The 24,672-nt window shown below is 70.0% G+C and carries 17 protein-coding genes; 9 read left to right on the top strand and 8 right to left on the bottom strand.

Going from position 1 to position 24,672, the window contains the following annotated elements; all coding sequences use genetic code 11:
* Positions 1-15: 15 nt before the first annotated feature.
* On the top strand, positions 16-234 hold the full coding sequence (locus tag IEX05_RS07225; RefSeq protein ID WP_188700685.1) for a DUF3499 family protein: 219 nt from the start codon (positions 16-18) through the stop codon (positions 232-234).
* Here IEX05_RS07225 and IEX05_RS07220 read toward each other — a convergent pair.
* The 4 genes from IEX05_RS07220 to manA all read right to left on the bottom strand — a co-directional run bounded on the left by IEX05_RS07220 (position 224) and on the right by manA (position 6,028).
* The gene (locus tag IEX05_RS07220) at positions 224-1,612 is read right to left on the bottom strand and encodes a DUF5719 family protein (protein WP_188700684.1); all 1,389 of its coding nucleotides are present in this window, start codon (positions 1,610-1,612) and stop codon (positions 224-226) included. The genes IEX05_RS07225 and IEX05_RS07220 overlap by 11 nt on opposite strands.
* Positions 1,609-4,395 (bottom strand): glycosyltransferase, encoded by a 2,787-nt coding sequence (locus IEX05_RS07215; protein WP_188700683.1) that lies wholly within the window; start codon positions 4,393-4,395, stop codon positions 1,609-1,611. The genes IEX05_RS07220 and IEX05_RS07215 overlap by 4 nt, the downstream gene beginning before the upstream one ends.
* A gap of 52 nt (positions 4,396-4,447) precedes the next feature.
* Complete coding sequence (locus IEX05_RS07210) at positions 4,448-4,780, bottom strand: WhiB family transcriptional regulator (protein WP_188700682.1); 333 nt, start codon at positions 4,778-4,780, stop codon at positions 4,448-4,450.
* Between the two features lie 138 nt (positions 4,781-4,918).
* Complete coding sequence (gene manA, locus IEX05_RS07205; protein WP_188700681.1) at positions 4,919-6,028, bottom strand: mannose-6-phosphate isomerase, class I; 1,110 nt, start codon at positions 6,026-6,028, stop codon at positions 4,919-4,921.
* A 50-nt stretch (positions 6,029-6,078) separates the two neighbouring features.
* Between manA and IEX05_RS07200 the strand changes: the two genes are divergently transcribed.
* The 6 genes from IEX05_RS07200 (at position 6,079) to IEX05_RS07175 (ending at position 13,558) form a co-directional block, all read left to right on the top strand.
* Positions 6,079-7,509 carry an O-antigen ligase family protein gene (locus tag IEX05_RS07200; protein WP_188700680.1) on the top strand — a complete coding sequence of 477 codons (1,431 nt, stop codon included), beginning with the start codon at positions 6,079-6,081 and terminating at the stop codon, positions 7,507-7,509.
* Positions 7,506-8,819 (top strand): O-antigen ligase family protein, encoded by a 1,314-nt coding sequence (locus IEX05_RS07195; RefSeq protein WP_188700679.1) that lies wholly within the window; start codon positions 7,506-7,508, stop codon positions 8,817-8,819. Before IEX05_RS07200 ends, IEX05_RS07195 begins: the two co-directional genes overlap by 4 nt.
* 71 nt (positions 8,820-8,890) lie before the next feature.
* The gene (locus IEX05_RS07190; protein WP_188700678.1) at positions 8,891-10,801 is read left to right on the top strand and encodes a glycosyltransferase; all 1,911 of its coding nucleotides are present in this window, start codon (positions 8,891-8,893) and stop codon (positions 10,799-10,801) included.
* Positions 10,798-11,757: a glycosyltransferase gene (locus tag IEX05_RS07185; protein WP_188700677.1), complete on the top strand. Its 960-nt coding sequence runs from the start codon at positions 10,798-10,800 to the stop codon at positions 11,755-11,757. The genes IEX05_RS07190 and IEX05_RS07185 overlap by 4 nt, the downstream gene beginning before the upstream one ends.
* A 4-nt stretch (positions 11,758-11,761) precedes the next feature.
* Positions 11,762-12,217: a DapH/DapD/GlmU-related protein gene (locus tag IEX05_RS07180; protein WP_188700676.1), complete on the top strand. Its 456-nt coding sequence runs from the start codon at positions 11,762-11,764 to the stop codon at positions 12,215-12,217.
* Between the two features lie 12 nt (positions 12,218-12,229).
* Positions 12,230-13,558 (top strand): DUF4190 domain-containing protein, encoded by a 1,329-nt coding sequence (locus IEX05_RS07175; RefSeq protein WP_188700675.1) that lies wholly within the window; start codon positions 12,230-12,232, stop codon positions 13,556-13,558.
* Between the two features lie 162 nt (positions 13,559-13,720).
* Here IEX05_RS07175 and IEX05_RS07170 read toward each other — a convergent pair whose 3' ends face one another.
* Together IEX05_RS07170 and IEX05_RS07165 are read right to left on the bottom strand one after the other, a co-directional pair.
* Positions 13,721-15,496, bottom strand: coding sequence for a glycosyltransferase family 2 protein (locus IEX05_RS07170; RefSeq protein WP_188700674.1), 1,776 nt, complete (start codon positions 15,494-15,496; stop codon positions 13,721-13,723).
* A gap of 66 nt (positions 15,497-15,562) precedes the next feature.
* Positions 15,563-16,636 carry a glycosyltransferase gene (locus IEX05_RS07165; protein WP_188700673.1) on the bottom strand — a complete coding sequence of 358 codons (1,074 nt, stop codon included), beginning with the start codon at positions 16,634-16,636 and terminating at the stop codon, positions 15,563-15,565.
* Positions 16,637-16,729: 93 nt separating this feature from the next.
* Between IEX05_RS07165 and IEX05_RS07160 the strand changes: the two genes are divergently transcribed.
* The gene (locus IEX05_RS07160; protein ID WP_188700672.1) at positions 16,730-18,397 is read left to right on the top strand and encodes a glycosyltransferase family 2 protein; all 1,668 of its coding nucleotides are present in this window, start codon (positions 16,730-16,732) and stop codon (positions 18,395-18,397) included.
* A gap of 34 nt (positions 18,398-18,431) precedes the next feature.
* Here the strand turns inward: IEX05_RS07160 and IEX05_RS07155 are convergent, their stop codons facing one another.
* Together IEX05_RS07155 and IEX05_RS07150 are read right to left on the bottom strand one after the other, a co-directional pair.
* Positions 18,432-20,372 carry a DUF6020 family protein gene (locus IEX05_RS07155; RefSeq protein ID WP_188700671.1) on the bottom strand — a complete coding sequence of 647 codons (1,941 nt, stop codon included), beginning with the start codon at positions 20,370-20,372 and terminating at the stop codon, positions 18,432-18,434.
* Positions 20,373-20,382: 10 nt separating this feature from the next.
* Positions 20,383-22,464, bottom strand: a complete 2,082-nt coding sequence (locus IEX05_RS07150) for an acyltransferase family protein (protein ID WP_188700670.1) — start codon at positions 22,462-22,464, stop codon at positions 20,383-20,385.
* Between the two features lie 125 nt (positions 22,465-22,589).
* On the opposite strand from IEX05_RS07150, the gene IEX05_RS07145 reads away from it, so the two are divergent.
* Positions 22,590-24,632, top strand: coding sequence for an acyltransferase family protein (locus tag IEX05_RS07145; protein ID WP_188700669.1), 2,043 nt, complete (start codon positions 22,590-22,592; stop codon positions 24,630-24,632).
* Positions 24,633-24,672: the final 40 nt, after the last annotated feature.

Below are 24,672 nucleotides of genomic sequence, written 5' to 3'. Positions count from 1 at the left end.
CTTAGGCTCGTTGGCGTGACGGAACGAATCTGCTCGAAGGTGTCGTGCAACCGCGAGGCGGTCGCGACCCTCACCTTCGACTACGACGGCCGCATGGTCGCCCTCGGCCCGCTGGGCGCCGGGGACGACCCGCACGCGCACGACCTGTGCGCTCAGCACGCCGAGCGGCTCTCGGTCCCGTCGGGGTGGACGGTGCTGCGGCACGCGTCCTTCCGCGTCGACGCTACGGAGTGACGACGACCGGATCCGGCAGCGCCGGGTCGGGAGCGATCGAGAAGCTCCCGATGCGTCCGTCGTCGCTCGTTCCGGCGGCGCCCACTACCGCTCCGCCGTCGACCGTGATCCGGTAACTCGACCGGTCGTCCACGACGAGGGTTCCCGAGCGTCCGGCGTCGAGATCGAGCGTCATGCCGTCGCCGCCCGCCACGGGGGTGACGGTGATGCTCGAGGCGTCCTCGAGCGAGGCGAAGCTGAGCGCGATCTTGCCGTCATTACCCGCCGGGGCCGCCACGATCGATTCCCCCGTGAGCGGCTCGCCCGGCGTGTACCAGGCGTAGTCGTTGCCGGAGCTCTGGCGCACCGCCGAGACGAACGGGACCTCGCTCGTGATCCGCACGGCGTAACTGCCCTCGGGGAGCGAGTCGAAGGCCGCCGTGACGGGGATCTCCGGCGTCATCTCGATGTCGGTGCGCGCGACCTCGTCTCCGCTCGCTTCGTCGACGACGCTCACCACCACGGTGCCCGGCGAGCCGCTCGTGCCCATGAGCTGCACCGTCGTCGCGGCGGATCCGCCCTCGGCGGTCGCCCGCGTCACGCGCACGCGCGGCACGACGGCGTTCGTCATCGGCAGCGTCGCCTCTTCGAGGTCGATTCCCTGCTGCGCGAGCCCCGCCGTGGTGATCGACTGCAGCGTGACGCGCACGGGCGCGTTGCGGCTCGTGACCCGGATGACGGGGTTCTGCTCGCCGCCCGCGATTCCGGCGACGGGCACGGCCCGCTGTCCGCGCGGCGGAATGGCGAACTCGCCACCGGCCGGCACGGTGCGACCGTCGACGCCGTACACCTCGAGCGACACGGTTGCCGGCACGTCCGACGCGTTGCCGATGATAACGATGTCGCTCACGCCGGTCTGCCCGCTCGCCCCGGCGATCCATGCCTCCGGGCTCCCGGGTTGACACGAGGACACGGCGTATCCGACGGCGGCAAGGTCGTCGAGCATCGCCGAGCCCGCGCCCGCGACGGCGACCGGCTCCTCGCCGTCCGGTCGCTGGGTGAGGATCGCGGCGGATCCCACGCCCTCGAGCTCGAGCTCGTCGGCGCGCTCGGGTTCCGTTCCGTTGCCCGTGCCGATGGTGAGCTCGAGGTCGCCGATCGCGCTCAGGCCGGTCGCGTCGGTCGCGTCCAGTCCGAGTCCCACGAGCGGTCCGTCGCACGCGAGAATCGTCTCGGCGGGCGGCGGAGTGACCACCACCTGCGGGGCCTCGTCCGATCCGCCCCAGGCGCTCGGTCCGACGCCCGGCAGGGTGCTCGATGCCGCCAGGACGGCGGAGCCGGCGAGCGCGATACCGGCGAGGGTGCCGACGGCGGTGCGGACGATCCTGCGCCTGCTCATCGCGTGCGCTCCTCTCGCGATTCGTTCTGCACGCCGATCAGGCGGGGCTTCTGCCTGGCCTGATCGCGCGTGCGGCGGGTCGGGATGGCGAGCAGCAGAGCAACGACGAGGACCAGGCCCTGTGCAATGCCGGTGAACCACGCGGTCGTCGTCTCGCCCGCGTCCATGCCGCCTCGAGCGGCCGGCTCGTCGACGACGCTCCACAGCACGCCGTGCGGTGTCTCGCCGACGCGCACGAAGCCCGCGCGCTGGTCCATCGAGGCCTGCGCCGCGAGCGCGACGACGCGCTGCGCGCTCGCCGAGGCATCCTGCCCGCGCAGGAGGACGAAGGTGATTCCGGCCTCCCGCACCTCGTCGGCCACGGTCAGGGTGCTGCCCGAGACGATGTCGCCGGCGAGGTGAGCGACGGCCTCGTCGTCCTCGCTGACGTCCACCGGGGTTCGTTCGAGCGTCGACGCGCCGCCCAGGGTCTCGCTCGTGCCCCAGACGACCTTCGCCGCGACGGTGCCGTCGGCGAGCGGCGTGAGGATCAGCGTGCCGACCTCGCCGTCGGCGCGCGCCTGGGCGGAGACATAGGCGGGAAGGGTCGTGTCGCTCGCGGAGTGCAGCGGAGTGTCTCCGCGGTGCAGCGCGGTGGCCTGCGGCACGATCGCGAGCGCCGCGCAGACGATGACGACGACCGCGAGCGGGCGCCGCCCACGGCGCACGCCGTCGATAGCGATCGCGCAGGCGACGATGGCGCCTAGCCAGGCCAGGCTGAGAGCGGACCCGGGCCACACCGGCACGCGCACGCCGTCGACGACCGCGAGGCGCGCGCCGAGATCGACGACGGCGGTCACGCTGCCCACTGCCGCCACGGCGAGCGCGACGACGGCCAGCCAGGTCTTCCGCGTCGCGGGGGCAGTGAGCGCGAGCAGGGCGACCGGCGCGAGAAGCATCGGCGCCCACCACACCGACGTCCAGCTCAGCCCGAGGTCGGCGAACAGTGCCTCCCACCCGTCCGGGTTGACCGAACCGCCGGCGACGGCCGCGGCGGATCCGTGCACGAAGTCGGCCGCGTCGGGATCCGCGAACAGCGCCCACGGCGTGCCGCGCGAGAACTGGCGCGCCGCGAGCGGCGCGAACATCACGATCGAGGGGACGACCACCCACACGACGTGGGCGATGCGGCGTCGGCGTGCGCCGATCGCCACGGCGAGCCCGACGAGCCAGACGAGGCCGATCGCCGGTGCGAGCGACGGCGCGCAGGCGAGCACGCCCGCGAGCAGGATCGATGCGGCGCCGGCCGTGGTCCAGGAGCGATGCGCGGCGATGCCCGCGAAGAGCAGCCACGGCAGGAGCAGGTGCGCGATGACGGCCGCCGGCCGCCCCTGCGCGAGCGCGTCCCAGAGCGGCGGCGCGAGGCCCCACATGGCGGCGAGGGCGATCCGTGCGGCGGGGCGTGCCGTGAATCGCGTCGCCGCGAACCAGCCGCCGAGGACGGCGAGCGGCGCGGCGAGCAGCCAGAGGAGCACCAGGGCGAAGCTGGGGCCACCGGGCCAGATCGTGCCGAGCAGGGCGACGACGGCGGAGAACGGGTCGGCCGGTCCGACCTCGGCCAGCCCCTCGGGGCGCACGCCCCAGAGCGCGTCGCGCCACAACGCGAGCACCCCGTGGCGCAGCGGCAGGAGCGCACCGCCGCCGATGGCCGGCCAGGTCAGAAGGGCGATGAACGCCGCCACGCTCACGACGAGACCACCGAGCACGGCCCATGCGCCGCCGCCGGAGAAGAACTCGAGCCGGTCGGGGTTGTCGCGTCGCGGATCCTCGGATGCCTGCTGGCGCTCGCGTAGTTGCGTGCGGCCGAGGCGGAGCGCGTCGACCTGCGACCAGGATCCCGTGCGGAAGGCGCGCACGCGCCGACGCGAGCGCGAGATCGATCCGAGGCGCACGAGCACCGTGAAGGTCGCCATCCACTCCGGTGCGACCCGCCCGGGCCGCTTGGCGAGAAGGGCGAGCGCCGTCGCCCAGACGGCGAGCGGGAGCAGCGCGATCCACTTCGGGGCGACGGTCAGCGAGGACGCGTAGGCGAGGCGCCTGTGCAGCTGGGCCACGCGTCGGGTGTAGTCGCGGCGCAGCGGAGTCTGGCGCGGCGGCCAGACGGCGACGCGCGCGTCGGGGACGAGGCTCACGCGGCGGCCGCCGAGGCGCGCGCGCACGCCCATGTCGAGGCCCTCATCGGCACCGAGCATTGCACGGTCGGGCACGAGCGCGAGCGCCACGTCCGAGCGGAGGAGCATGCCCCGGATGTCGGCGCCGAGCACGTCGTCGTCGCGGTCGTGCTGCCCCTGATCGTATTCGCCGTGCGCGAGCTCCACCGTGCGTCCCGTGGTCGTCATCGTGACGCCGAAGGACTCGATGCGGCGGCGATCGCCCGCGCGGACGAGCTTGGGAGCGGCGATCGCGACCGACGGCTGCCGCTCGAGCGCCGAGGCGAGCTTGGCGAGCGTCGCCGGCTCCGGAACGGAGTCATCGTCGAGGAGCCACACGTGCCCCTCCGGCAGGCGCTCCATCGCCAGCTCGACCGCGCCGGCGAATCCGGTGCGTTCGGGCGCGGCGATGAGATGGCTCGCGTTTGCGGCTTCTGCCGCGGACTTCAGCGGCGCGGGGTCGCCGCGGACGACGATCGCGAGGGAGGCGACGGATTGGCTCTGGGCTCGAATCGCGTCGAGCGCGCGCTCAAGGCGCGCCGCGGCCGCGGTAGACGATCGGGCGACGAGCACTGCATGAACTGGCGCGGGCATGACCTGCCCAGCCTATGCCGGGCGAGCCCGGCACCCGCTCACTGACACGCGTTCAGGACGCCTGCTGCATCTCTTTCTTCAGCTTGCGGCGCTCGCGCTCCGACAGCCCGCCCCAGATCCCGAATCGTTCGTCGTTCGCGAGCGCGTACTCGAGGCACTGTGCGCGCACATCGCAGGACTCGCAGATGCGCTTGGCGTCGCGGGTCGATCCACCCTTTTCCGGGAAGAAGGCCTCGGGGTCGGTCTGCGCGCAGAGCGCCTCGCTCTGCCACCCCAGCAGGCCCTCGTCGACCCCGTCGGCACCGGTCGCTCCGGGGACGCCGAGATCGGCGGGATCGACGAACCAGTCGGCCGGCGCCTCGGGCTGGTACTGCGGTGCGGTCATGGTGTCTCTCCCCCTTAGGTATGGCGATCGTCCGAACGCCCTACCTGGGTAATTACACCCGTGTGATTCGTGAATATCAAGTCGCAGATAGTAGATGCTTCATGCACCTCTTGAAGGTTTGCCCGCGACCGGCGTGTCTCAGGCCCCGGGTTGAGCCACGAAGAACTCGCCCCGACCGGCGATGACGAGCGCGGACTCCTCACCCTCGATAAATGCGGCCTGACCCGGCAGAAGTTCGAGGTTGCCGGTCGCGCCGCGCACCTCGATCGACCCCGACACGCACAGCACGATCGCCGGCAGCGCGGGCGCAATCGTTACACCCTTGACACTCGCGGCGCCACGCCACAATCGGAAATCATCGACGGGCACGGGGTACTCGATCACTCCCTCCGAGACGTCGACCGGTTCGACCAGCGCCACGGCGCCTGACCGCCGCTCGAGCACCCGCATGAGCTCGTCGACGTCGATGTGCTTGGGCGTGAGGCCCCCGCGCATGACGTTGTCGCTCGCCGCCATGATCTCGATTCCGAGGCCCGACTGGTAGGCGTGCAGCTGGCCCGCGCGGAGGAACAGCGCCTCCCCCGCCCGCAGCGTCATGAGGTTCATCAGGAGGCCGACGACGACGCCGGGGTCTCCCGGGAACTCGGCCGCATTGCGCCGCGCGTTGGCGATATCGTCCGCGAATTCGACGGAGGAGGTGCTCTCGAGGGCGGCGATGATCGCGTCGACGACGCCCTGCGCGTCGCCCGAGAGCAGCCACCCCACGGATTCCGCGAGGGAGTCGTCGTCGGTCACCCGCTCGAGGAGCGGCGCGGCCGCGGATCCGAGCTCGCCCAGCAGCCGGCGCGTGGCGTCGACCTCGCGGAGCCCGCACAGCGCGACGAACTCGTCGCTCAGGGCGACGATCATCTCGGGCTTGTGGTTGTCGTCCGCGTAGTTGTGGGGCGCGTCCGCTGGCAGCGCGCGCTCCGCCGCAAAACCGTCGATCGCCTGCTGGCGGGTGGGGTGCGCCTGGATCGACAGCGACTTCGTCGCGGCGAGGATCTTCAGGAGGTATGGCAACTTCGCGTCCGCCAGGTGCGCGTCGAGGGTGCGGCCGTCGGCCAGATCCGCCGGGTCGGACGGGTGATCGCCGAACCACACCTCCGCCTCGGGCGTGGCGGAGTCGGGCCGTCCCTCGAGGCGGGCGATGAGGCTCGTGGATCCCCAGTCGAACGGACGCGGTGCATTGGTGAGGCCGAGAAGCATGCTTCACACCCTACGAGATCCCCCGCGCGAGCAAGATTAGGCTGGTGTCTATGGCGCAGGCGACGAAGTATCCCGTGACCGAACGCGTCCGGGCCCCCGAACGGGAGAGGTCTGCGCACCAGGCGCTCCGCGCCTACTCGATCTTCGTCATGGTGAGCGCGCTCGCCTACTCGTGGTGGTTCAACCTCTTGGGCGCGGCGGGCGCGGCGGTGCTCGTCGGAGCCCTTATCGTCGCGACCCTGGCGATCTGGATCCCGAGCCTCGCTCGCCGGCCGAAGGCCCGTCGCTTCCGCTGGGAGCGACTGCCCTGGATCGCGCTCGTCTATGTTGCGCTCGCGTTCGCGTCGACCCTGTGGTCGCAGTGGCCCGCCGCGAGCATCCTGACGGCGGCGGTCCTCGCCGGGTTCACGATGCAGGGCATCTTCTTCGCCGATCTGCTCTCGTGGTCCGACATCGTGCGCTGCCTGGAGGTCGCGCTGCGATGGATCGTCGCCGGGTCATTCGTCTTCGAGGCCTGGGTCGCGCTCATCGTCCGGCATCCGATCATGCCGAACTTCTTCGCCGTCGACTACGACGGCGAGCCGAACGCGCACTGGTACTGGGTGCGCGGCAACATCTTCGATTCGCTGCTCGTCGGCGACCGGATCCAGGGCGTGGTCGGCAATTCGAACCTGCTGGGGATGCTGATGCTCCTCGCCGTCATTGTCTTCTCGGCGCGGCTCTGGGTGGGAGTCAAGGGCCACGTGACCGGCACGAAGATCGTCGCGCGGTCGCTCTGGGTGGCGCTCGCGGCGTGGATGTTCATCCGGGCGGGATCCGCCACGACCTTCGTCGCGCTCATCGTCGTCGCGGCCGTGGCCTGCGTCGCGCTCGTCATGCGCCGCGCGCGCACGGCGCGCGGCCGGCGCACGGTCTACCTGACGGCGACGGCGATCGCCGTCGTCGGCGCCGGCGTCGGCGTGCTCGCCTTCGACCGGGTGGCGGGGCTCCTCGGCCGCTCCAGCGGGCTCACGGGACGCAACGACATCTGGGCGGCGGTCGTCGAGCGCGCGTCCGAGCGCCCGATCTTCGGCAACGGCTTCTCGTCCCCGTGGGTTCCGTGGGATCCGGCCTTCGACGGCTGGATCATCGATCACGACATCACCGTCTTCGAGGCGCACAACATGTGGCTCGACGTGTTCCTCCAGCTCGGAGCGCTGGGCATCGTCATGCTCGCACTCGTCTACGGGTCGGCCGTGTGGCGCGCATGGTTCTTTGCGGTCGACGCGCCGCGCCTCGTGCCGGACGGCCCCTCCCCGTTCTCTCCCCTCTCGCTCGTCCCGCTGCTGATCGTGTGGGCGCTGTTGACGCAGGGGCTCACGGAGTCGAACCCCATGATGCTGTGGGGTTGGATGCTCGTGTCGATGTTCATCACGAAGCTGCGCCTCGCGCCCGCCGTCACCTTCCCCGATCGCGATGCGGAGATCGGTTCGCCGGCATGAGCGCGATGCGCGTGCCGACGTCTCTGCCGGACCTCCTGCGGTCGGCCCAGTTCGCGCGCGCATACGCACTCACCGCGATCGCCGCGGCGTTCCTCGCCACGGCGATCGATCGCGTGGCGGGTTCCGTCACGCTCGCGACGGTCGTGGCGGGCCTCGTCGCGCTCGCGGTATCGGTTCTCGTGCTTCGCCGCGACGAGCTGTCCGTGATCGGCTTCGCGCCGACCTCCCTCGTCGCCTTCGTGGTGTGGACGCTCACCTCCTTCGCCTGGGCGCTCGACGGCGCGCAGGGCCGAGCTCTGACGTCGTGGCTGGCCCTCGCCTCCTGGACGATCATCGCGATCACCGTCGCGCACATCCGCGACACCCTGCAGATCGTGCGGGCGGTCGGCGATGTCCTGCGCTGGCTCCTCTCCGCCTCGCTCGCGATCGAGGTATTGTCCGGAATCATCTTCGACGCCCCGCTCACCCGCCTGGGCGTCGAAGGCCTGATCGCCTTCGGCGGACCGATCCAGGGCCTGTTCGGCTCGCGAAATCTGCTCGGATTCGTCGCCGTGATCGCCCTCATCACCTTCATGATCGAGTGGCGCGCCCGGAGCGTTCCGCCTCAGATCGCGGTGTTCTCGATCGTCCTGGCTGCCCTCCTTGCGGCCTTCTCGGGGTCACCGCCCGCGCTCGTCGTGTCGAGCTTCGTGGTCGCCGCCGTCGCCCTGCTCTCCGTCGCGCGCGGAACGGCGCGACCGGGGCGCCGCCGGGTCAACATCGCGATCGCGTCGCTCGCCGGCGTCGCGGTGCTGGGGATCTGGATCCTGCACCGCCCCCTCGCGCTGTTCCTCGCGAACCGGTCGGGATTCGCCTCGCGCGTCGAACTCTGGTCCGCGATCCGCGTCTGGATCGGCCAGCGCCCCGTCACGGGGTGGGGATTCTTTGGCTCGTGGCACGGCGACCCGTTCCCCACGAACATCATCGACATCTCGGTGAGCGCCGACAACGAATCGGCCCTCAATGCCTTCGTCGACGTGGTCATGCAGCTCGGCTGGGTCGGCCTGCTGCTCTTCTGCTCCCTGCTGACGCTGGCGCTCGTGCGCGCGTGGCTCGCGGGCGCCGACCGCCGTTCGGTCGTGTACTCCTGGCTGCCCCTGGTTCTCGTCGCGCTCGCCGTGTCGAGCGTGTTCGAGAGCTTCACGCTGACGAACGTCGGCTGGTTCCTGCTCGTGGTCTGCGCCGTGCGCGCCGGGCAGGAGCGCTCGTGGCGCACCTCGATCGATGCGACAGCACCCATTCCCCTGCCGCCGCAGGCGGGCGGGCGCTGATCCCAGGCGAACGCAGGACTCGGCCGGTAGGCTCATGGGGCCCCGCCCCGTGAGATGAGTCGGAGATCCCCATGGCATTCGTTCTGCAGAACGTCGTCTTCCCCACCGACCGCGATCCTGACCTGCTCCCGCTCTACGTCGACGCGGATTCCTGGTCGACGATCGACGGCGTGCCGGTGCGGGTCGCGACGGGAGCCCACATCGCCGATGTGATCTCCCGTGACTCATTGCGGATCCGCGGCGGCGAGCGCACCTCGCTCGCGAGCTATTTCAACGCCTTCCCGGCCTCGTACTGGCAGCACTGGACGGCGGTGCGCCGGGTGCGGCTCGAGGTGCGCACCTCGGGATCCGCGACGATCCTCGTCTACCGCTCCAACGGCTCCGGCGTGCAGCAGCGCATCGACACCGCCGAGGTGACGGGCGAGGCGACCTCGACCTTCGAGATCGCGCTGACGCAGTTCTCCGACGGCGGCTGGGTCTGGTTCGACGTCGTCGCGGGCGACGAGGATGTGGACCTCGTGGGCGCCGCCTGGTCGACCGAGCAGGAGCCGGCCCGCACCGGGAAGGCCTCGCTCGGCATCACGACCTACAACAAGCCGGGGTACTGCGTCGAGACGCTGCAGGCTCTGGCCTCGAGCCCCGGCGTGCTCGAGGTCGTCGACCGCATCTTCCTCATCGACCAGGGCGACGACCGCGTCGACGCGCAGGACGCCTTCCCGGAGCTCGCCGCGTCGCTCGGCGAGACGCTGCAGGTCCTCACGCAACGGAACCTCGGCGGGTCCGGCGGCTTCGCCCGCGCGATGCACGAGACCATGCAGCGCGACGAGAGCGACTTCGTGCAGCTGCTCGACGACGACGTGAAGATCGAGCCCGAATCGATCCGTCGCTCGATCGTGTTCGGCCGCTATGCGACGAAGCCCGTCATCGTCGGTGCGCACATGTTCGATCTGCTCGATCGTCCGCGGCTGCACGCCTGGGCGGAGGTCATCGACGAGGCGCCCTTCATGTGGCGCACGCTGTACCAGGAGCAGATGCCGCACGATTTCCGCGAGCAGAACCTCCGCCAGGCGCGCCTGCTGCACATGCGCATGGACGCCGACTACAACGGCTGGTGGATGTGCCTCATCCCGAAGGCCGTCATCGCGGAGACGGGGCTGCCGCTGCCCGCGTTCATCAAGTGGGACGACGCCGAGTACTCCGTGCGCGCCCGCGAGCACGGTTTCCCGACGGTCACGCTGCCGGGAGCGGCGCTCTGGCACGTGTCGTGGGTCGGCAAGGACGATTCGATCGACTGGCAGGCGTACTACCACGCCCGGAACCGCATCGTCGCGGGCCTCCTCCACTCGCCCCAGCCCGCGGGCGGCACGCTGCTGCGCCACAGCCAGCGCATGGATCTCAAGCACCTGATGATGATGCAGTACTACCCCGCGGCGCTGCGCAACTTCGCGCTCCGCGACGTGCTGAGCGGCCCGGGCCACATGCGCAAGACGCTCGCGACGCGCATGCCCCTGGCGCGGAAGATCGCGAAGAAGTACCCGGAGACGGTCGTGCACCGCGACCCGGACGAGGTGCTGCATTCCGTCAAGGGCCGCCAGGTCTTCGAGCTGCGCAAGCGCGGCGACATCGGCAACCCCACGGGTCTCGCCCTGCGGATCTTCACCGCGAAGTCGCTGCTGCGGCACCTGCTCACGAAGCCGGCACCGCGATTCGTGGAGACCCCCGAGGTCGAGTTCGGCAAGGAGGACGCGGAGTGGTGGCGCGTGCCGCACGTCGATTCGGCCCTCGTCTCGGCCGCCGATGGATCCGGAAAGCAGATCTACGTCCGCAACCGCGAGACGTTCCGCACGATGCTGTTCGACTCGATCCGGCTGCACCGCCGGTTGAAGAAGCAGTGGCCGAAGCTCGCCCGCGAGTATCGTGAGGCTCTGCCGAGCCTCGTAGCGGAGAATGAGTGGATGACCGACTTCGAGGCCAAGGCATGAGTGCGACCTTTGATCCGGCGAGCGCGACGATCGTCATCGTCACGTTCAACCGCTCCGCCCTGCTGTCGCGCGCGCTGACGTCGATCAGCACGATGGATCCGAAGCCGGGTCGCGTCGTCGTCGTCGACAACGCTTCGAGCGACGACACGACCGAGGTCGTCGAAACGCTGCGCGAACAGCTGGGCACGCAGCTGGTCTACCGACGCCTCGAGACGAACACCGGCGGCGCCGGGGGGTTCAGCGCGGGGATGGAAACCGCGTACGAGCTCGGCTCCGAATGGATCTGGCTCATGGACGACGATGTCGAGGTGCTGCCCGATGGCCTCGCGCGGATGGGCAAGTGGACGCCGCGGTTCCGCCACATTCAGGGCAGGCGATACGACTACGACGGCTCCGAGTTCTATTGGCAGTACCGCGTGTCGACGTCGCTCGGCATCCCCATCCCCTTCGCCCCCGCGGGCTTCGACGACTCGGGCTACCGCGAGATGAACTCGGGCTGTTTCGAGGGGATGTTCATTCATCGGTCGCTCGTGCAGAAGCTGGGTCTCCCCGACCCTCGCTTCTTCATCTACTGGGACGACACCATCTACGGCTACCTCGCGTCGCGACACGAGGCGTGCGTGATCGTCGACGAGTTCGTGCTGCAGCGCACGCGCGAGATCAAGCAGTGGGACATGGGCACGCGGCACCTCAACGCGTCGAGCGACATGTACCGCTACTACATCATGCGAAACCGCGGCATCATGGCCCACTACTATCGCGCTCACGGCGACTACCGCCCGCTGGCGTTCGCGCTCGGCACGGCGGCGACCTTCGCCAAGGAGCTGATCCGCCTCGCGTTCGTCGAGCGCAAGGTCACGAAGACGGGGTGGACGAACCTGTGGCGCGGGATGCGCGACGCTCTGCGGCTCTCGCGCGACAAGAATTTCGAGATCATGGCCCCGCTGGCACAATAGCGTCATGCTCGAAATCGCCGACGACGCGACCATCGATGACAACGTCGTCTTCAACCACGGCGCATCCGCGACGATCAGGGTCGGCTCCGCCACCCGCATCTATCGCGGCGGCGAGTTCACGGGCGAGATCACCATCGGATCCGACGTGTTCATCAATCGCGACTGCTACGTGCGGCCGCACACGACGGTCGGCGACCGCGTGAACATCGGCCCGTTCGTGCGGCTCGTCACGGATACGCACGAGATGGGCTCGCACGAGCGGCGAGCCGGGGCCGTGCGGCACGACCCGATCACGATCGGCGACGGGTCGTGGATCGGCGCGAGCGCGACGGTGCTCGCGGGCGTCTCCATCGGATCCGGATCCGTCGTCGCGGCCGGGTCGGTCGTGACGGAGGATGTTCCCGATGACGTCGTCGTCGCGGGCGTGCCGGCCCGTGTCGTGAAGCGCCTCGGCCGTTAGATCGGGATCCTCATGTCAGACGCACAGAACCCGTACGACCCGCAGAGCCCCACCTTTCCCCGGAAAGACCGTCGTTCCGACGACGTGTGGGACGACCCGGAGCCGGAAGTTCCCCTGACTCCCCCGCCCGCAGCGCCGCAGCCGGGCTCGGAGCCCGCGCCGGGGTACCAGGCGTCGTACGGCACGCCCGCCGCCGGGGCATGGGCGCCGCCCGCTCGGGGGCCGGCCGGCTACGCCCCTCCGCACGGCTACCCGTCCCCGCAGCAGCAGTACGGCGGCGCCCCGGCCGGGTATGGCGGCCCCGCACCCCACGCGGGCCCGCCGCAGCCCGCTTACCCGGCCGCGCCCGGATCCGGCCAGGGCTACCCGGCGTCGCCGGCCGCGTATGGATCCGGCTACGCCCGGCCGAACCCGTACGGCTATCCGCCCGCGCCGATGGACGCCCCTCGCCCGAAGGGCATGGCCGTCACGGCGCTCGTCTTCGCGATCCTCGGCGCCATGTTCGGCATCGTGCCCTTCTTCGCGCTCATCGGGGTGCCCTTCGCGCTCGTCGCGATCACGGTGGCGACCGTGGCCCTCGCGAAGCGGCGCGCCGGCAGGGGCATGTCGGTCGCGGCACTCATCGTCGCCAGTCTGAGCCTCATCTGGGGCGTCTTCATGTTCATCGTGACGGTGCTCCTCGGGTCGATGGCCGGCGGCGTGAGCCTCGTCGACTCGATATCGGGAAACTCCTACGTCGAGACGTACGCGAACGAGGACGAGGTGGCGGCCATGCTCGGCGATGTCGAGCTCGAAGACTATGTGATCGCCGGCAGCTCGTCGATCCCGCAGTACCTCGTTCTCGTCGACAACGCCAGCGCAGGCACGATGTACCCCGGCGTCACCCTCACGGTGAACGCGGTGGACGCCGACGGCGACATCATCGACACCCGCACGGAGTTCGGCGACATCTACCCGGGCACCAGTGCCTTCGCGGGTGATTTCGTCGTCGACAGCGAGCTCATCGTCGACGTCACCGTCGACATCGACGGGCTCGTCATGCAGAAGCCCGTCGAGGCTCCCGAGGGCAACCCGCTCGTCGCGACGGACGTCGAGGTCGGCGTCGAGAACGGCCAGGCGACGGCGACGGGGACGATCGAGAACGGCTCCGACGAACTCAGGAACTCCCCCGACGTGGTCGTCGTCGAGCGCGACGCGGACGGTCGGATCTCGTCCTACGGCGTCACCTGGGCCCCGAGCATCAGCGCCTACTCGACCGCGCCCTTCACGGTCACCTTCCCGTCGTCAGACACGGCCCCAACGCCGCTCACCTACGACGTCCACGCCCTCCCCGTCTACTGACCCACCGCGGAGCGCAGCAATCGTATCCCCCTCCGACGCACGGCCCAACACGGAGCGGAGCGATCGTGCCCCCGCGCTCGCTGGCTCGGGCCTGGCGGGCGGATCCGCGGGATCGCGAGCGCGGGGGCACGATCGCGCAGCGGAGGCGGCGGATGAAGCGCCTCAGTACCCCACCTCGGGATACCGCCACCCGCGCCACTGCTCGAAGGCCCCCTGCACGAGCTGGGACGCGGTGCGCTCCCAGGTGTGCTTCGAGGCGTGCCGAATGTACATGTACCCCAGGCTCTGCACGCGGTATCCGACCCCGCCCTGGGTCTCGACGCGGATCAGCACGGAGCGATCCGTCGAGTTGGGCGTGGGGCGCCACCCGCCGAGCGCATCGAAGGCCGCGCGGGAGAGAAGCATGGCGCCGCCGGCGAGCTGGTCGTGGTATCGCTCCGTCGCGAAGGTGCGGTGGACGGTCTGCCCGACCTCTTCGAAGTAGAGGTACTCGGTGGCCTTACCGACCACGTCGGCGCGCGAGTACAGGTGCGCGAGCACGAGGTCGGAGATGTGGTGCTCGCTGTACCAGTCGTCGTCGTCGAGCTTGGTGATCAGGTCGCCGGACGAGCGCCGCACGCCCTCGGCGAGCGCGGCGCCGAAGAGCACGGTGTCCGGAACCTCGACGATCGTGTATTCGAGGCCCGCGAGGTCGACGCCGTCGAGGGACGGTGCGGGCACGCCGTGGACGACGACGATGACCTCGAAGTGGGCGTAGGTCTGCTTCGCCATCATCTGGAGCACACCGGGGATCAGCTCGCTGCGCATCGTGGAGAGGATGACGCTGACGCTCGGGAGGTAGCGCTCCCCCGTCGCGGCCGTGATGGCCGAGGCGAGACGGAAGTAGCCTCCGTGCTCGCGCATCGCGATGCGGCGCGCCTCCACCTGCCGCAGCTCGCGCTCCAGCCCCATCGCCTGGGTGTAGGGACGCCGGATCACCTCGACCAGCTCGGGGGCGAGCGCCTCGGGCGCGATCTGGATCGACGCGGGGAGCGAGTGCAGGATGGTGTCGGTTGCGGCGATCTCCGCGAACCGTGCGGCGAGGCCCTCGGGCAGTTCCGTCAGGCCGGCGAGCGAGACGCTCTCGACGCCGCGCAGCCTTCGCACGACGGTGGCCGGCAGAGGGCGACGCACGTCGAACTCGATGGGGTCGCCGCCCGCCTCGACCGTGACGATGCGCGCCTGGGCGCCGAGCAGGATGAGCCGGCGCGCGGGGCGCGAGGGCGAGAAGAGCAACTCCCGACCGATCGGGTTGTGCACGTTCAGGTCGATCGCGGGCAGTTCGGTGCGGGGCGATCCGTGCAGCGCGGCGGCGGTCGGGATGTGGTGGGTCGCGAGTTCGTCGGCCAGGCGTGTGGGTCCGCCGATGAGGACGTCGGCGCGCTTGAGCCCCACACCCTGGAGGCGCCCGACCATCGCCTCGACGGGCGGCACGGAGCGCGTCGGCAGCAGGGCGAGGGCATCGTCGCCCGCGCCCGCCGCGAGGGCGACGAGCGGGAATCCGGCGCCCGCGAAGGGCGTGTTGGGGGTAAACACCGGGATCAGCGCGTTCGCGATCTCCGCGACCGAGGTGAGCTTCGTGGTGCGCACGGTGGCCGTGGCGCCGCCCGAGGGCGCATCGAATCGCAGGTCGTAACCGGCGAGGTGGCGAACCTGGCCGAGCCGCCCGCGCCAGCGCGGCACGGGAGCCTCGAAGCGCGCGATCCGCACCTCCAGCTCGGTGGTGCGCAGCCCGGGGTTGCGGGGAAGCGCGAGGTGACGCAGCAGCGACGGATCCGGCACCTCGATGCGCAGCGGCGAGACCGGCGCCGCCTCGACGCCGAGGAGGGCCTGGGCCGCCTCGGGGGTGTCGACGCGCCGAATGACGCTCTCGGTGCTGGCGCGGCGGGCACGACGCATTCTGTACTCCTGAAGAGAAGGGCGCGGAAACGGGTGCTCACAGGCTACCCGCGGGCTTTGAGGATCCTACGTGAGCGACTCGATGAGCGCGGCGAACCGCTCGCCCATCTCAGCGGGCGGGCGGGAGGCGGCGAATGCGAGCGCCGATTCGCGCGCCCCCGGCTCGGCGAACCAGCCGTCCGCGAGCAGCTCCGCGATGTGCTCAGCCGGGCGATGGCGATCGAAGAATCGGATCCACGGCTGATCTCCGTACTCCTCCACGAGGTGCGGGGCGTCCGGGAGGATGATCGGCAGCCCATACGTCGCGGCGAGGAACATGTTGCCCGAGTTGAGAATGGCGTGGTACGGCAGCACGAGGACGTCCGCGGCCGAGAACCAGGTCGCGACGTCCTCCGGGAACACGCGCTTGAGTCGCTTGACGACCGGGGTGGGGCCGGAATCCAGGGCGGCGAGGATGTGTTCGACGTCGCCCTGCGGCCGGCCCGCGAGGAGGATCTGAAGATCCAGCCCGGCGCCGCTCGCGATGTCGGCGGCCCGCGCGAGGTGTTCGAGTCCCTTGTAGGGGCGGATCCACCCGAAGAACAGCGCGGCCGTGGCGTTCGGGTCCGCCCCGAGCGCCTCGCGCGCGGCCGCCCGTTCCTGCGGCGGGCCGTAGACGCCCTCGTAGCTCGAGTGCGGGATCACGACGACCTTGTCCGCGGGGAGCACGAAGTGCTCGGCGGCGAGGGCGGCGGTGTGCGGTGAGATCACGTGGATCTTGTCGGCGAGCCTGGCGAGCCCTTCCTGCAGATACAGGTTGGTCTTCGGATACTCGGTGTCGTGCGGCAGCACGTTGTGCACCGTCCAGACGATCTTCCGGCCCCACTGCTTGGCGCTGTAGAGCGCGTCGAGGAACAGGTCCGTGCGAACCCGCGCGTCCTTCGCGTTGACCGCCCACTCGGTGATGGGGCTGGTCCACTGCACGTGGATGATGCCGCGTCGCTCCGGCGAGGTCAGTTCGACGAGCGCCTCATCGAAGTCGGGACGACCGTCGATCTGATACCCGCGGTCGATGATCCCCTGCGTGAGGATCTGCACATAGGGGTTGTCACGCCACCCGGGAAAGGTGAAGATACGTGCGGCGGCGGGCGCGGTTGGCATACCGGCGAGTTTATCCGGTGGCTTCCGGACGGCCTCTGGGGCGCGCGGCATTCTCTGAGGCGCGGCATGGCGCCGCTGGTTAGACTTCCCCTCGTGACTGATGCCGCATCCCGTGTCCCCGCGCCCACGATTGTCTCCCGCAACCGCTGGCGGGACGTTTTCGACGGCACCGTGCCGGACGATTGGGAGCCGACGATGACCGTCTCGGTGATCATTCCCGCGTTCAAGTCGAAGACTCTCGAGTACACCCTCGCGTCGCTCGCGGCGCAGGACTATCCGGAGGACCTCATGGAGGTCGTCGTCCTCGACGACGGCGGCGGCGAGGAGCCGGTCGAGCTGGGCGAGTTCATCCCGAAGAACACGCGACTGATCCGGGTTCACGAGGTCAACGACGGCTGGGGCCGCTCCAACGCGACCGACATCGGCATCAAGGCGACGACCGGCGACATCATCTACTGGTGCGACTCGGACATGATCCTCTTCCGGGACAACGTGCGTCAGCACGCGAAGTGGGGCCATTTCATCCCCGAGGCCGCGACGATCGGCGAGAAGGCATTCATCGAGGAGTGGGACTACACCCCCGAAGAGGTCTACAACAAGGTCAAGGCCGGCACGATCGGCGACGACTACGACCGCTCCCAGTTGCACGAGCACTGGTCGAAGAAGATTTACCGCGACACCGACGACCTGAACACCTCGGACGGGCGCAACTATTCGACGCACATGGGCGCCTGCGCGACCGTGACGCGCGCCGTCTACGACCGCACCTTCGGTCAGGACACCCGCCTGCACCTGGGCGAGGACACCGAGATCGCATACCAGCTGTGGCAGGCCGGCGCGGTGTTCATCCCCGCACACGACGCCATCGGCTACCACATGGGCCCCGGCACCGTTCAGCACCAGGGCCAGCTGGTGGCCTGGCACAACGATGTGCACTTCGCCCAGCGCATGGCGATCCCGCGCTACCGCCGCAAGGCCGACAACCGCATCTGGGAGGTCCCGCTCATCAAGGTCGTCACCGAGGTGACGCAGGAGAACGCCCGGTACGCGCGGCCCTCGATCGACCGGATCCTCAACAACACGCAGACCGATGTGCACGTAGTGCTTGTGGGCCCGTGGTCGAAGCTCCACGACGAGCGCCGCCGCATGCTCGCGGACCCGATGAACGAGCTCTACCTCGTCAAGGAATGGTTCCGCACCGACAACCGCGTGATCTTCGCGGAGGAGACGCCGCAGAGCGTCTTCCCGGCGCCCTTCCGCGTCGACATGCCGATCACGGCCGAGCTGTCCAGCGAGAGCCTGCAGGCGATGTACGTCGAGATGGACAAGCCGTGGATCGGTGCCATCCGCTACTTCACCCCCGGCCACGACAACGACGAGGCCGTGACGATCTGGAACTCGGCCGTCGTCGAGCGCGCCCGGGCGTACGTGACCGACGAGCGCAGCCTCGAGGACGTCGTCGCGCAGATCGCCGGCTTCGAGTGGCACTCGAGCGAGGCCGCGCAGCTGGCCGATCTCCGAGAGAACGAGCACCTCGACGAGAAGGTGGTGCGCGTGGATCCCGAGACCGCGCGCCTGCGCGAGCAGCTGCGCGAGGCGCGCCCCCCGCACGTTCCGGATTCGGCGGCCCGCGTCGTCGCCCGCAGCCTCAACGCCCGCACGGGCGGCAGGGCCGCGCGGATCGTCCGCGGCGTGAACCGCCGCCTGGGCGGTCTGCCCGCGCGAGCGGTGCGGGCCCTGCGCCGGCGCCTCTCGCGATAGCCCGAGTACGACACACGGCGGCCGCCCCGGATCCTCAGGATCGCGGGGCGGCCGCCGTGTTTCCTCGGCGCGCGGAGGTCTCGGCAAGGCCGACGACGAGCGGGACGAGTGCGAAGAAGACGAGCATGTACCGCATGCCGCCCGAGACGGGCCCGGCGAGGAACGTCAACATGAGGACGCCGGCCGGCACCAGTGCCCCCGCGAGTCGCCACGCGCGGGCTCGGATGAGGACGACGAGGCTGAGCAGCCACACCCACGTCACGGTTCCCGTGGACATCGCCTGGCCGAGAACCGGTATGTTCAGCGACTCCTCGGTGTTGAAGTATCCGACGAGCCGGTTGTCGTGCAGGTATGCCTGCACGCCGGTGCGCGGATCCTCTCGGTCCGGGATGTCGAGGGAGATCGTGCGGACATGATTGTGCGATTCCGCGACGAGGCCGTCATACGAGGGCGCCCCGGGCGCCCAGTAGCCCACGGTGTTGCCCAGCGTGGCCGTCACCGCCGTCATCGGGTACTCGCCGACTAGGCGCGCCCACCCCGAGAGGAACTCGGCCGTCGTGAAATCGTCCCACTTGTCGCGCGCGTCGAGCTTGATCGGGTCGGAGAACTCCGAGATGTAGTGGTCTCCGACCTCGTCAACATCCCAGCTTGTAAAGATCGAGTCGACGTACTCGCGGTCCTCGTCGCTCATCTCGTCGTGGTGATCGAGGGCGATTCGCGCGATCTGCTGGAGAGGGATCGACCACATCTCGGTCTTCGGCCCCGGCACGACGCCGAGCGCCGTCTGCAGCGGCCCGAGATAGGCGACGATGGCGATCGCGCAACAGCTCGCGACGCCGAGCATCGGCTTCCAGTGCCGACGCAGCGGGAGGAACAGGAGCGGGAGGGACAGGATCACCACATAGACGCCATTGCTGCGCAGCACGGCAACGGCGATGCCTGCGACCGCCATCGTGCACCACACCCAGGCCGGCACCCGCTCGTCGCGACGGCGCAGCGCCGCCTCGGCGATGGCCACGGCGAAGACGATGAACGCCGACATGAACGGGATGTCCTTGACGATCGTGATCGACGACAGTGCCAGTACGGGGTGCAGGGACACCCAGGCGAGCGCCGCGGCCCAGACGATCGGATTCACGCGCCACGCCGCCAGCCGGACAAGGAGGAAGACGAAGGCGGCCGTGCTCGAGAGCAGCTGCACCGTCGCGGCGAAGGCGAGCGCCGTCTGGTCCGACCATCCGAAGAACTCCCAGAGACCGTTCCAGCCCGCAATGATCAGCGAGTGGCCCACGGGCTCGTACGCCTCCCACGGGCCAATTCCGCGCGCATAAGAGAGGCTGCGGTACGAGTCGAAGAAGATCAGCCCCGGCCACCACACGAAGAGGACGGGTAGCCGTGCGACGATGACGACGCCCGCCGTGATGCCGATCGCGGCCCAGCGCCGGCGTCCGGTTCTTCCGCCGAGACGAGCGACGAAGCGTCCGAGGCGCGTCCGAGGCGTATTGCTCACCGCCCTGTCCTCACCGAGACGGTCTACGAGGATCAGGATCGCGGCGACGAGGAGGACGGCGGCATACGCCGTCCCGACCACGTGGATTCCGCTCCACGCCGAGGGGGCAAGGAGCGACAGGTCCGCCTCATCGCGCAGGAGCGAGAGGCCCGCGAGCTCCGCGATCGCGAAAACGACGCCGACGGAGATCGCCCAGCCGAAGACGGGCCGAGAGGACATCCCCGCCGCGCGCAGCACCCACAGCCCGCCCGCCCAGACCGCGACGAATCCGAGCACCGCGACGATCGAATTGCCGTCGAACGCCTCGAAGATCGGTCTCGGCTCCCTGCCCGCGCCCCACGCGAGCGCGGCGAGCAGTGCGCCGATTGCGGCGATGAGGTGGTGCCGCCGCCACAGCGCCCGCGGCGTCGGCGCCCCGGTGATTCTGCGACGTGTGGAGGTCGGGGCCGGCGCGCTCGAATCCATAGCGTCGATCCTAGGCGGCGGGCGCTGGGACGAGCCTCAGCAGCTCCGTCTCGAGGTACGGGGTCAGCGTCGACGCGAAGGTACCGGTCAGGTGCGACCCGTCGCGCGTCACGACGACGCCGCCGACCGCCAGACTGCACGACAGCGGCTCGCAGGTCCGATCCGTCAGGTCGATGACGTGGGCGTTGGGGACGGAGGCCGCCGCTCGCTCGACCCCCGTCTCGATCAGGGCATCCGCGCGCGGAACGGCGCAGCGACCCGCGAGCGCCGCGTCGGCATCGGTCAGGCAGGTCAGGGCGTCCTCGCCGTAGATCGGATTGTCGCGGATCGCGATGATCGGAACGGACGGATCCGCGCGCTCGCCCCACGCTGCGGCGAGCTGCTGCGCGTGATACTCCGGCCCCTCGATGCCGGTCGACGCGTCGCCGAAACGCGGCCGCGAGGATCCGAGCGTGACGACCGCGTCGTAATCGCCCGAGGCGACGAGCCCGCCCACGAACCGTCGCCACTGCCCACACAGCGGGTACCCGCCGTCGACGTTGCCGTCGCTGACGGTGCCCGCGGCCACCCACTGGCATCCCTCGCTGCCGGCCACGTCGATGCGCCACCCCTGATGCCGCGCGATGTCGTCATACACGTCGACGAGCACGTTGTTGTGTGAGTCGCCGACGGCAAGCACGCGCGTGGCCGCCGAGGCATCCCCCAGGGTGCACAGCCCGAACTCCGCATCTCCGCGTCGCGTCCAGCATTCCTCGCGGTTCGCGTCATCCTCGCGCAGCACATCGAGCCCCGGCACCACGCGCGAGTAGACGGTATCGGCGCACTCCGTCCGCGCGGCGTCCAGTGCCGCGGCGCCGGCGCACGGACCGAGTTCGACGGGCAGGCCGTCGCGCCTCTCGAGTGCGATGCCGACCGAGGCGGGAAGCGCCGCCACGAGAACGGCGATCGCCACGATCGCCGCGGCGCGCTTCGGCCGGTCGACGCTCGCCCAGGAGGTCGGCCACCGCAAAAGCCCGCGCGTCGCGACGGTCGCGAGCACGGCACCTGCAAGCACCACCGCGGCACCCGCCAGCGAGACATGATCCCGCCCGGTCACGGTCAACGCCGCGATGAGGAGGGGCCAGTGCCACAGGTAGAGCCCGTATGACAGGCGATCGAGCCCTCCGAGCGCACGGCTCGACAGGAGAGCCGAGGGAGATGCCGCGCCTCCACCCGATGACAGGAGAACGAGCAGCGCACCGCCGACAGGCATGAGGGCGGCCGGCCCCGGGTATGCGGCACCGCCATCGAACACGAATCCGCTGGCAACGACCATCGCCAGGCCCAGCCATCCCGTCGCCGCTCGGGCCCGTGCGGGCACGACAGCGGCCCGGAGGAAGAGGCCGGCGGCAAGCCCGCCGACACCGAGTTCCCAGAATCGGGCGAGCGAATCGAAGTAGGTCGCCTCCGGTGCTTCCGCGTTGCGGATCGCGGCATACGCGAAGGAGAGGACGGTCGCGAGGCCGAGCACGGTCCAGAAGGCGCGCACCCGAACAGCCGCCGGAATCGCGGCGAGGATCGCCGTGGCCACGAGGGGCATGACGAGGAAGAACTGCGCCTGCACCGAGAGCGACCAGAAGTGCTGCACAGGGCTTGTCGCCGGCCCGGCGGCCTCGTACGAAAGCTGGGAGAGGATCAGTTGCCAGTTCTCGACGTAAAGGGCGGCGGAGACGACCTCGATGAGGTTCTGCTCGCGCGTCCACGGGGTGAGCACGGTGTAGCTGAGCACCACGATCGTGGCGAGCACGAGGGCGGCGGGCGGGGCGAGTCTCGCGAAGGTTCGCACCCAGCGCCTGCGTACACCGAGCGGTCCTCCTGCCGCAAGCCCGCGGGCGAGCGACAGCGTCAGCAGGAAGCCGGATACCGCCAGGAAGACGTCGACGCCGCCCGAGACCCGCCCGTTCCCGAAGAGGTGAAAGATCACGACGAGCGTGAGCGCGATGCCGCGCAGACCGTCGATCTCGGCGATGCGCCGTCGCTGTCCGACCGGCGGGACGTTGGCCTGCCTCGTGGAGGGGCGGCGGAGCGGCCGCGCGACGACCGAGTCGGCCATGTCCTCACCCCTTCTCACCGGATGGTGGCGCGACGCCCGTCTGCGCGCCGAGCCCGACCATGCAGTTTATGCCATATCCGCGCTCCCGCAGGAGCTACCAAGCCATGCCCCGGTACGATCTTCCGGTGGCTCGTACCGGCAATGCCAGACCCCGCACCTCGGGATTCCGATCGGATATCCAGGCGCTGCGCGCACTCGCCGTCGTCAGCGTGCTCCTCTACCATCTGTGGCCGAATCGGCTCACCGGAGGATTCGTCGGCGTCGACGTGTTCTTCGTCATCAGCGGATACCTGATCACCTCGCATCTGCTGAGGGAACGCGAGACCACGGGCCGGATCGCGGTCGGCCATTTCTGGGCGCGCCGTGCGGCGCGCCTCCTCCCCGCGTCCCTGCTCACGCTGCTGGCGACCGCGATCGCCGTCGTCGTGCTCGTGCCGCGTTCGCTCTGGGAGCAGTTCCTCGGCGAGATCGTCGCGTCGACCCTGTACGTGCAGAACTGGCGACTCATGGCCGACAGCGTCGATTACCTCGCGGCCGAGAACCAGGCATCGCCGGTCCAGCACTTCTGGACGCTGTCGGCGGAGGAGCAGTTCTACGTCCTGCTCCCCCTCCTCCTCATCGCTGCGTTCTGGGTCTTCCGCCGAGCCGCGTGGCACCGCGTCGCGCTCCTCACGATCGCCGCCGCGACGGTCGCATCATTCATCTACTCGGTGTGGCTCATGACGCAGTCGCCGAGCGAGGCCTACTTCTCGACGTTCACGCGCGCGTGGGAGTTCGGAGCGGGCGCTCTGCTCGCCTTCTTGCCCGCGCTGCGTGGCGCGTGGCGCCACAACGTCGCCTTCGCGGGCCTCACCGCCATCGGGATCAGCGTCGTCGCCTACTCGGCGGCGACCCCGTTCCCCGGCGCGAGTGCCCTGCTGCCCGTGCTCGGGACCGCCGCTGTCATCCTCGCCGCGAGCCCCGCCGTGTCCGCGATCGGAAGCTTCGCCCCCATCGCGTTCCTCGGCCGCGTCTCGTATGCGATCTACCTCTGGCACTGGCCCCTCATCGTCCTCGTCCCGTTCGCGACCGGCATTCCCCTCACGACGGGACACAAGCTCGCCATCGGTGCGATCTCGGTCGTACTCGCCTACCTGTCGACTCACTTCGTCGAGGACGGCACGCGACGCTCGCCGCGGATGCTGGCCGGACGACGTCCCCGCACGATCGCAGGCCTCACGCTCGCCGCGATGGCGATCGTGGTCGCCGTGCCGGCGGCGGCAACCGCGGCGGCGCAGCTGAGCGAGCAGCGCGCCATCGAGATCGCCGAGAAGCTCGCGGCCGAGCAGCCCGAGTGCTTCGGTGCGCAGTCCATGGATCCCGAACTGGCCCCGTGCGACAACCCCGAGCTCGATTCCGTTCCCCTCGTTCCGGCCGTCGAGGGCATTCGCATGGACGACGCGAATCGCGAGCACGACGACTGCTGGTCCGCCATGAACGACGCCACCCTCCGGATGTGCTCGCTGGGGCCGGATTCGGGCTACGACAAGCACCTCATCGCGGTCGGCGACTCACACAACAACACGCTCATCGGCGCGTACGAGTCGATCGCGGAGGCACACAACTGGCGTATCGATGTCGCCGGTCACGAGGGATGCTACTGGACGACCGAGGAGCTCGAGCAGAAGACGGTCGAGGGCACGCAGGCCTGCTCGGACTGGCGCACCGCCCTGACGGAGCGGATCTCCGAGAGCGCAGATATCGACGGCATCATCGTCACGCGATTCGCCGGTCACGAGGATGAGGACGATGAGGGCGTGCGGGCGATGACGGACGCCTGGTCGCAGCGCGCGGACGCCTCGATTCCCGTCATCGCGATCCGCGACAATCCCCACCTGCTGAGCAGCACGGTCACGTGCATCGAGACGGATCCCGACACCGCGAACGATCGGTGCTCGCGCCCGCTCGACGACGCGCTCGTCGACGATGGACTGACGCGCGCCGTGGAGAACGACCCCAACGCGCGACTGGTGGACATGACGCCGTTCTACTGCGCCGATGACCGCTGCCTCGCGGTCATCGGAGGCGTGATCGTGTATCGCGACGGCACGCACCTCACGGCGACGTACGCGTCTACGCTCGCTCCATATCTCGGTCGGGAGATCGCCGCGGCGCTCGACAGCGCCTAAGCGCCGGTCGCCGCGTCTTTCACACACGGCCGGCCGGCTT

This window comes from Microbacterium nanhaiense (assembly GCF_014646015.1).
In the GTDB taxonomy this organism is placed as follows: Bacteria; Actinomycetota; Actinomycetes; order Actinomycetales; family Microbacteriaceae; genus Microbacterium; species Microbacterium nanhaiense.
This window is presented reverse-complemented; position numbering and strand designations above follow the sequence as displayed.

Bases quoted from the DNA above. Each gene is read 5' to 3' on its own strand.
- IEX05_RS07220 (WP_188700684.1), bottom strand. From the start codon at position 1,612: ATGAGCAGGCGCAGGATCGTCCGCACCGCCGTCGGCACCCTCGCCGGT.
- IEX05_RS07215 (WP_188700683.1), bottom strand. From the start codon at position 4,395: ATGCCCGCGCCAGTTCATGCAGTGCTCGTCGCCCGATCGTCTACCGCG.
- IEX05_RS07210 (WP_188700682.1), bottom strand. From the start codon at position 4,780: ATGACCGCACCGCAGTACCAGCCCGAGGCGCCGGCCGACTGGTTCGTC.
- manA (WP_188700681.1), bottom strand. From the start codon at position 6,028: ATGCTTCTCGGCCTCACCAATGCACCGCGTCCGTTCGACTGGGGATCC.
- IEX05_RS07200 (WP_188700680.1), top strand. From the start codon at position 6,079: ATGGCGCAGGCGACGAAGTATCCCGTGACCGAACGCGTCCGGGCCCCC.
- IEX05_RS07195 (WP_188700679.1), top strand. From the start codon at position 7,506: ATGAGCGCGATGCGCGTGCCGACGTCTCTGCCGGACCTCCTGCGGTCG.
- IEX05_RS07190 (WP_188700678.1), top strand. From the start codon at position 8,891: ATGGCATTCGTTCTGCAGAACGTCGTCTTCCCCACCGACCGCGATCCT.
- IEX05_RS07185 (WP_188700677.1), top strand. From the start codon at position 10,798: ATGAGTGCGACCTTTGATCCGGCGAGCGCGACGATCGTCATCGTCACG.
- IEX05_RS07180 (WP_188700676.1), top strand. From the start codon at position 11,762: ATGCTCGAAATCGCCGACGACGCGACCATCGATGACAACGTCGTCTTC.
- IEX05_RS07175 (WP_188700675.1), top strand. From the start codon at position 12,230: ATGTCAGACGCACAGAACCCGTACGACCCGCAGAGCCCCACCTTTCCC.
- IEX05_RS07170 (WP_188700674.1), bottom strand. From the start codon at position 15,496: ATGCGTCGTGCCCGCCGCGCCAGCACCGAGAGCGTCATTCGGCGCGTC.
- IEX05_RS07165 (WP_188700673.1), bottom strand. From the start codon at position 16,636: ATGCCAACCGCGCCCGCCGCCGCACGTATCTTCACCTTTCCCGGGTGG.
- IEX05_RS07155 (WP_188700671.1), bottom strand. From the start codon at position 20,372: ATGGATTCGAGCGCGCCGGCCCCGACCTCCACACGTCGCAGAATCACC.
- IEX05_RS07150 (WP_188700670.1), bottom strand. From the start codon at position 22,464: ATGGCCGACTCGGTCGTCGCGCGGCCGCTCCGCCGCCCCTCCACGAGG.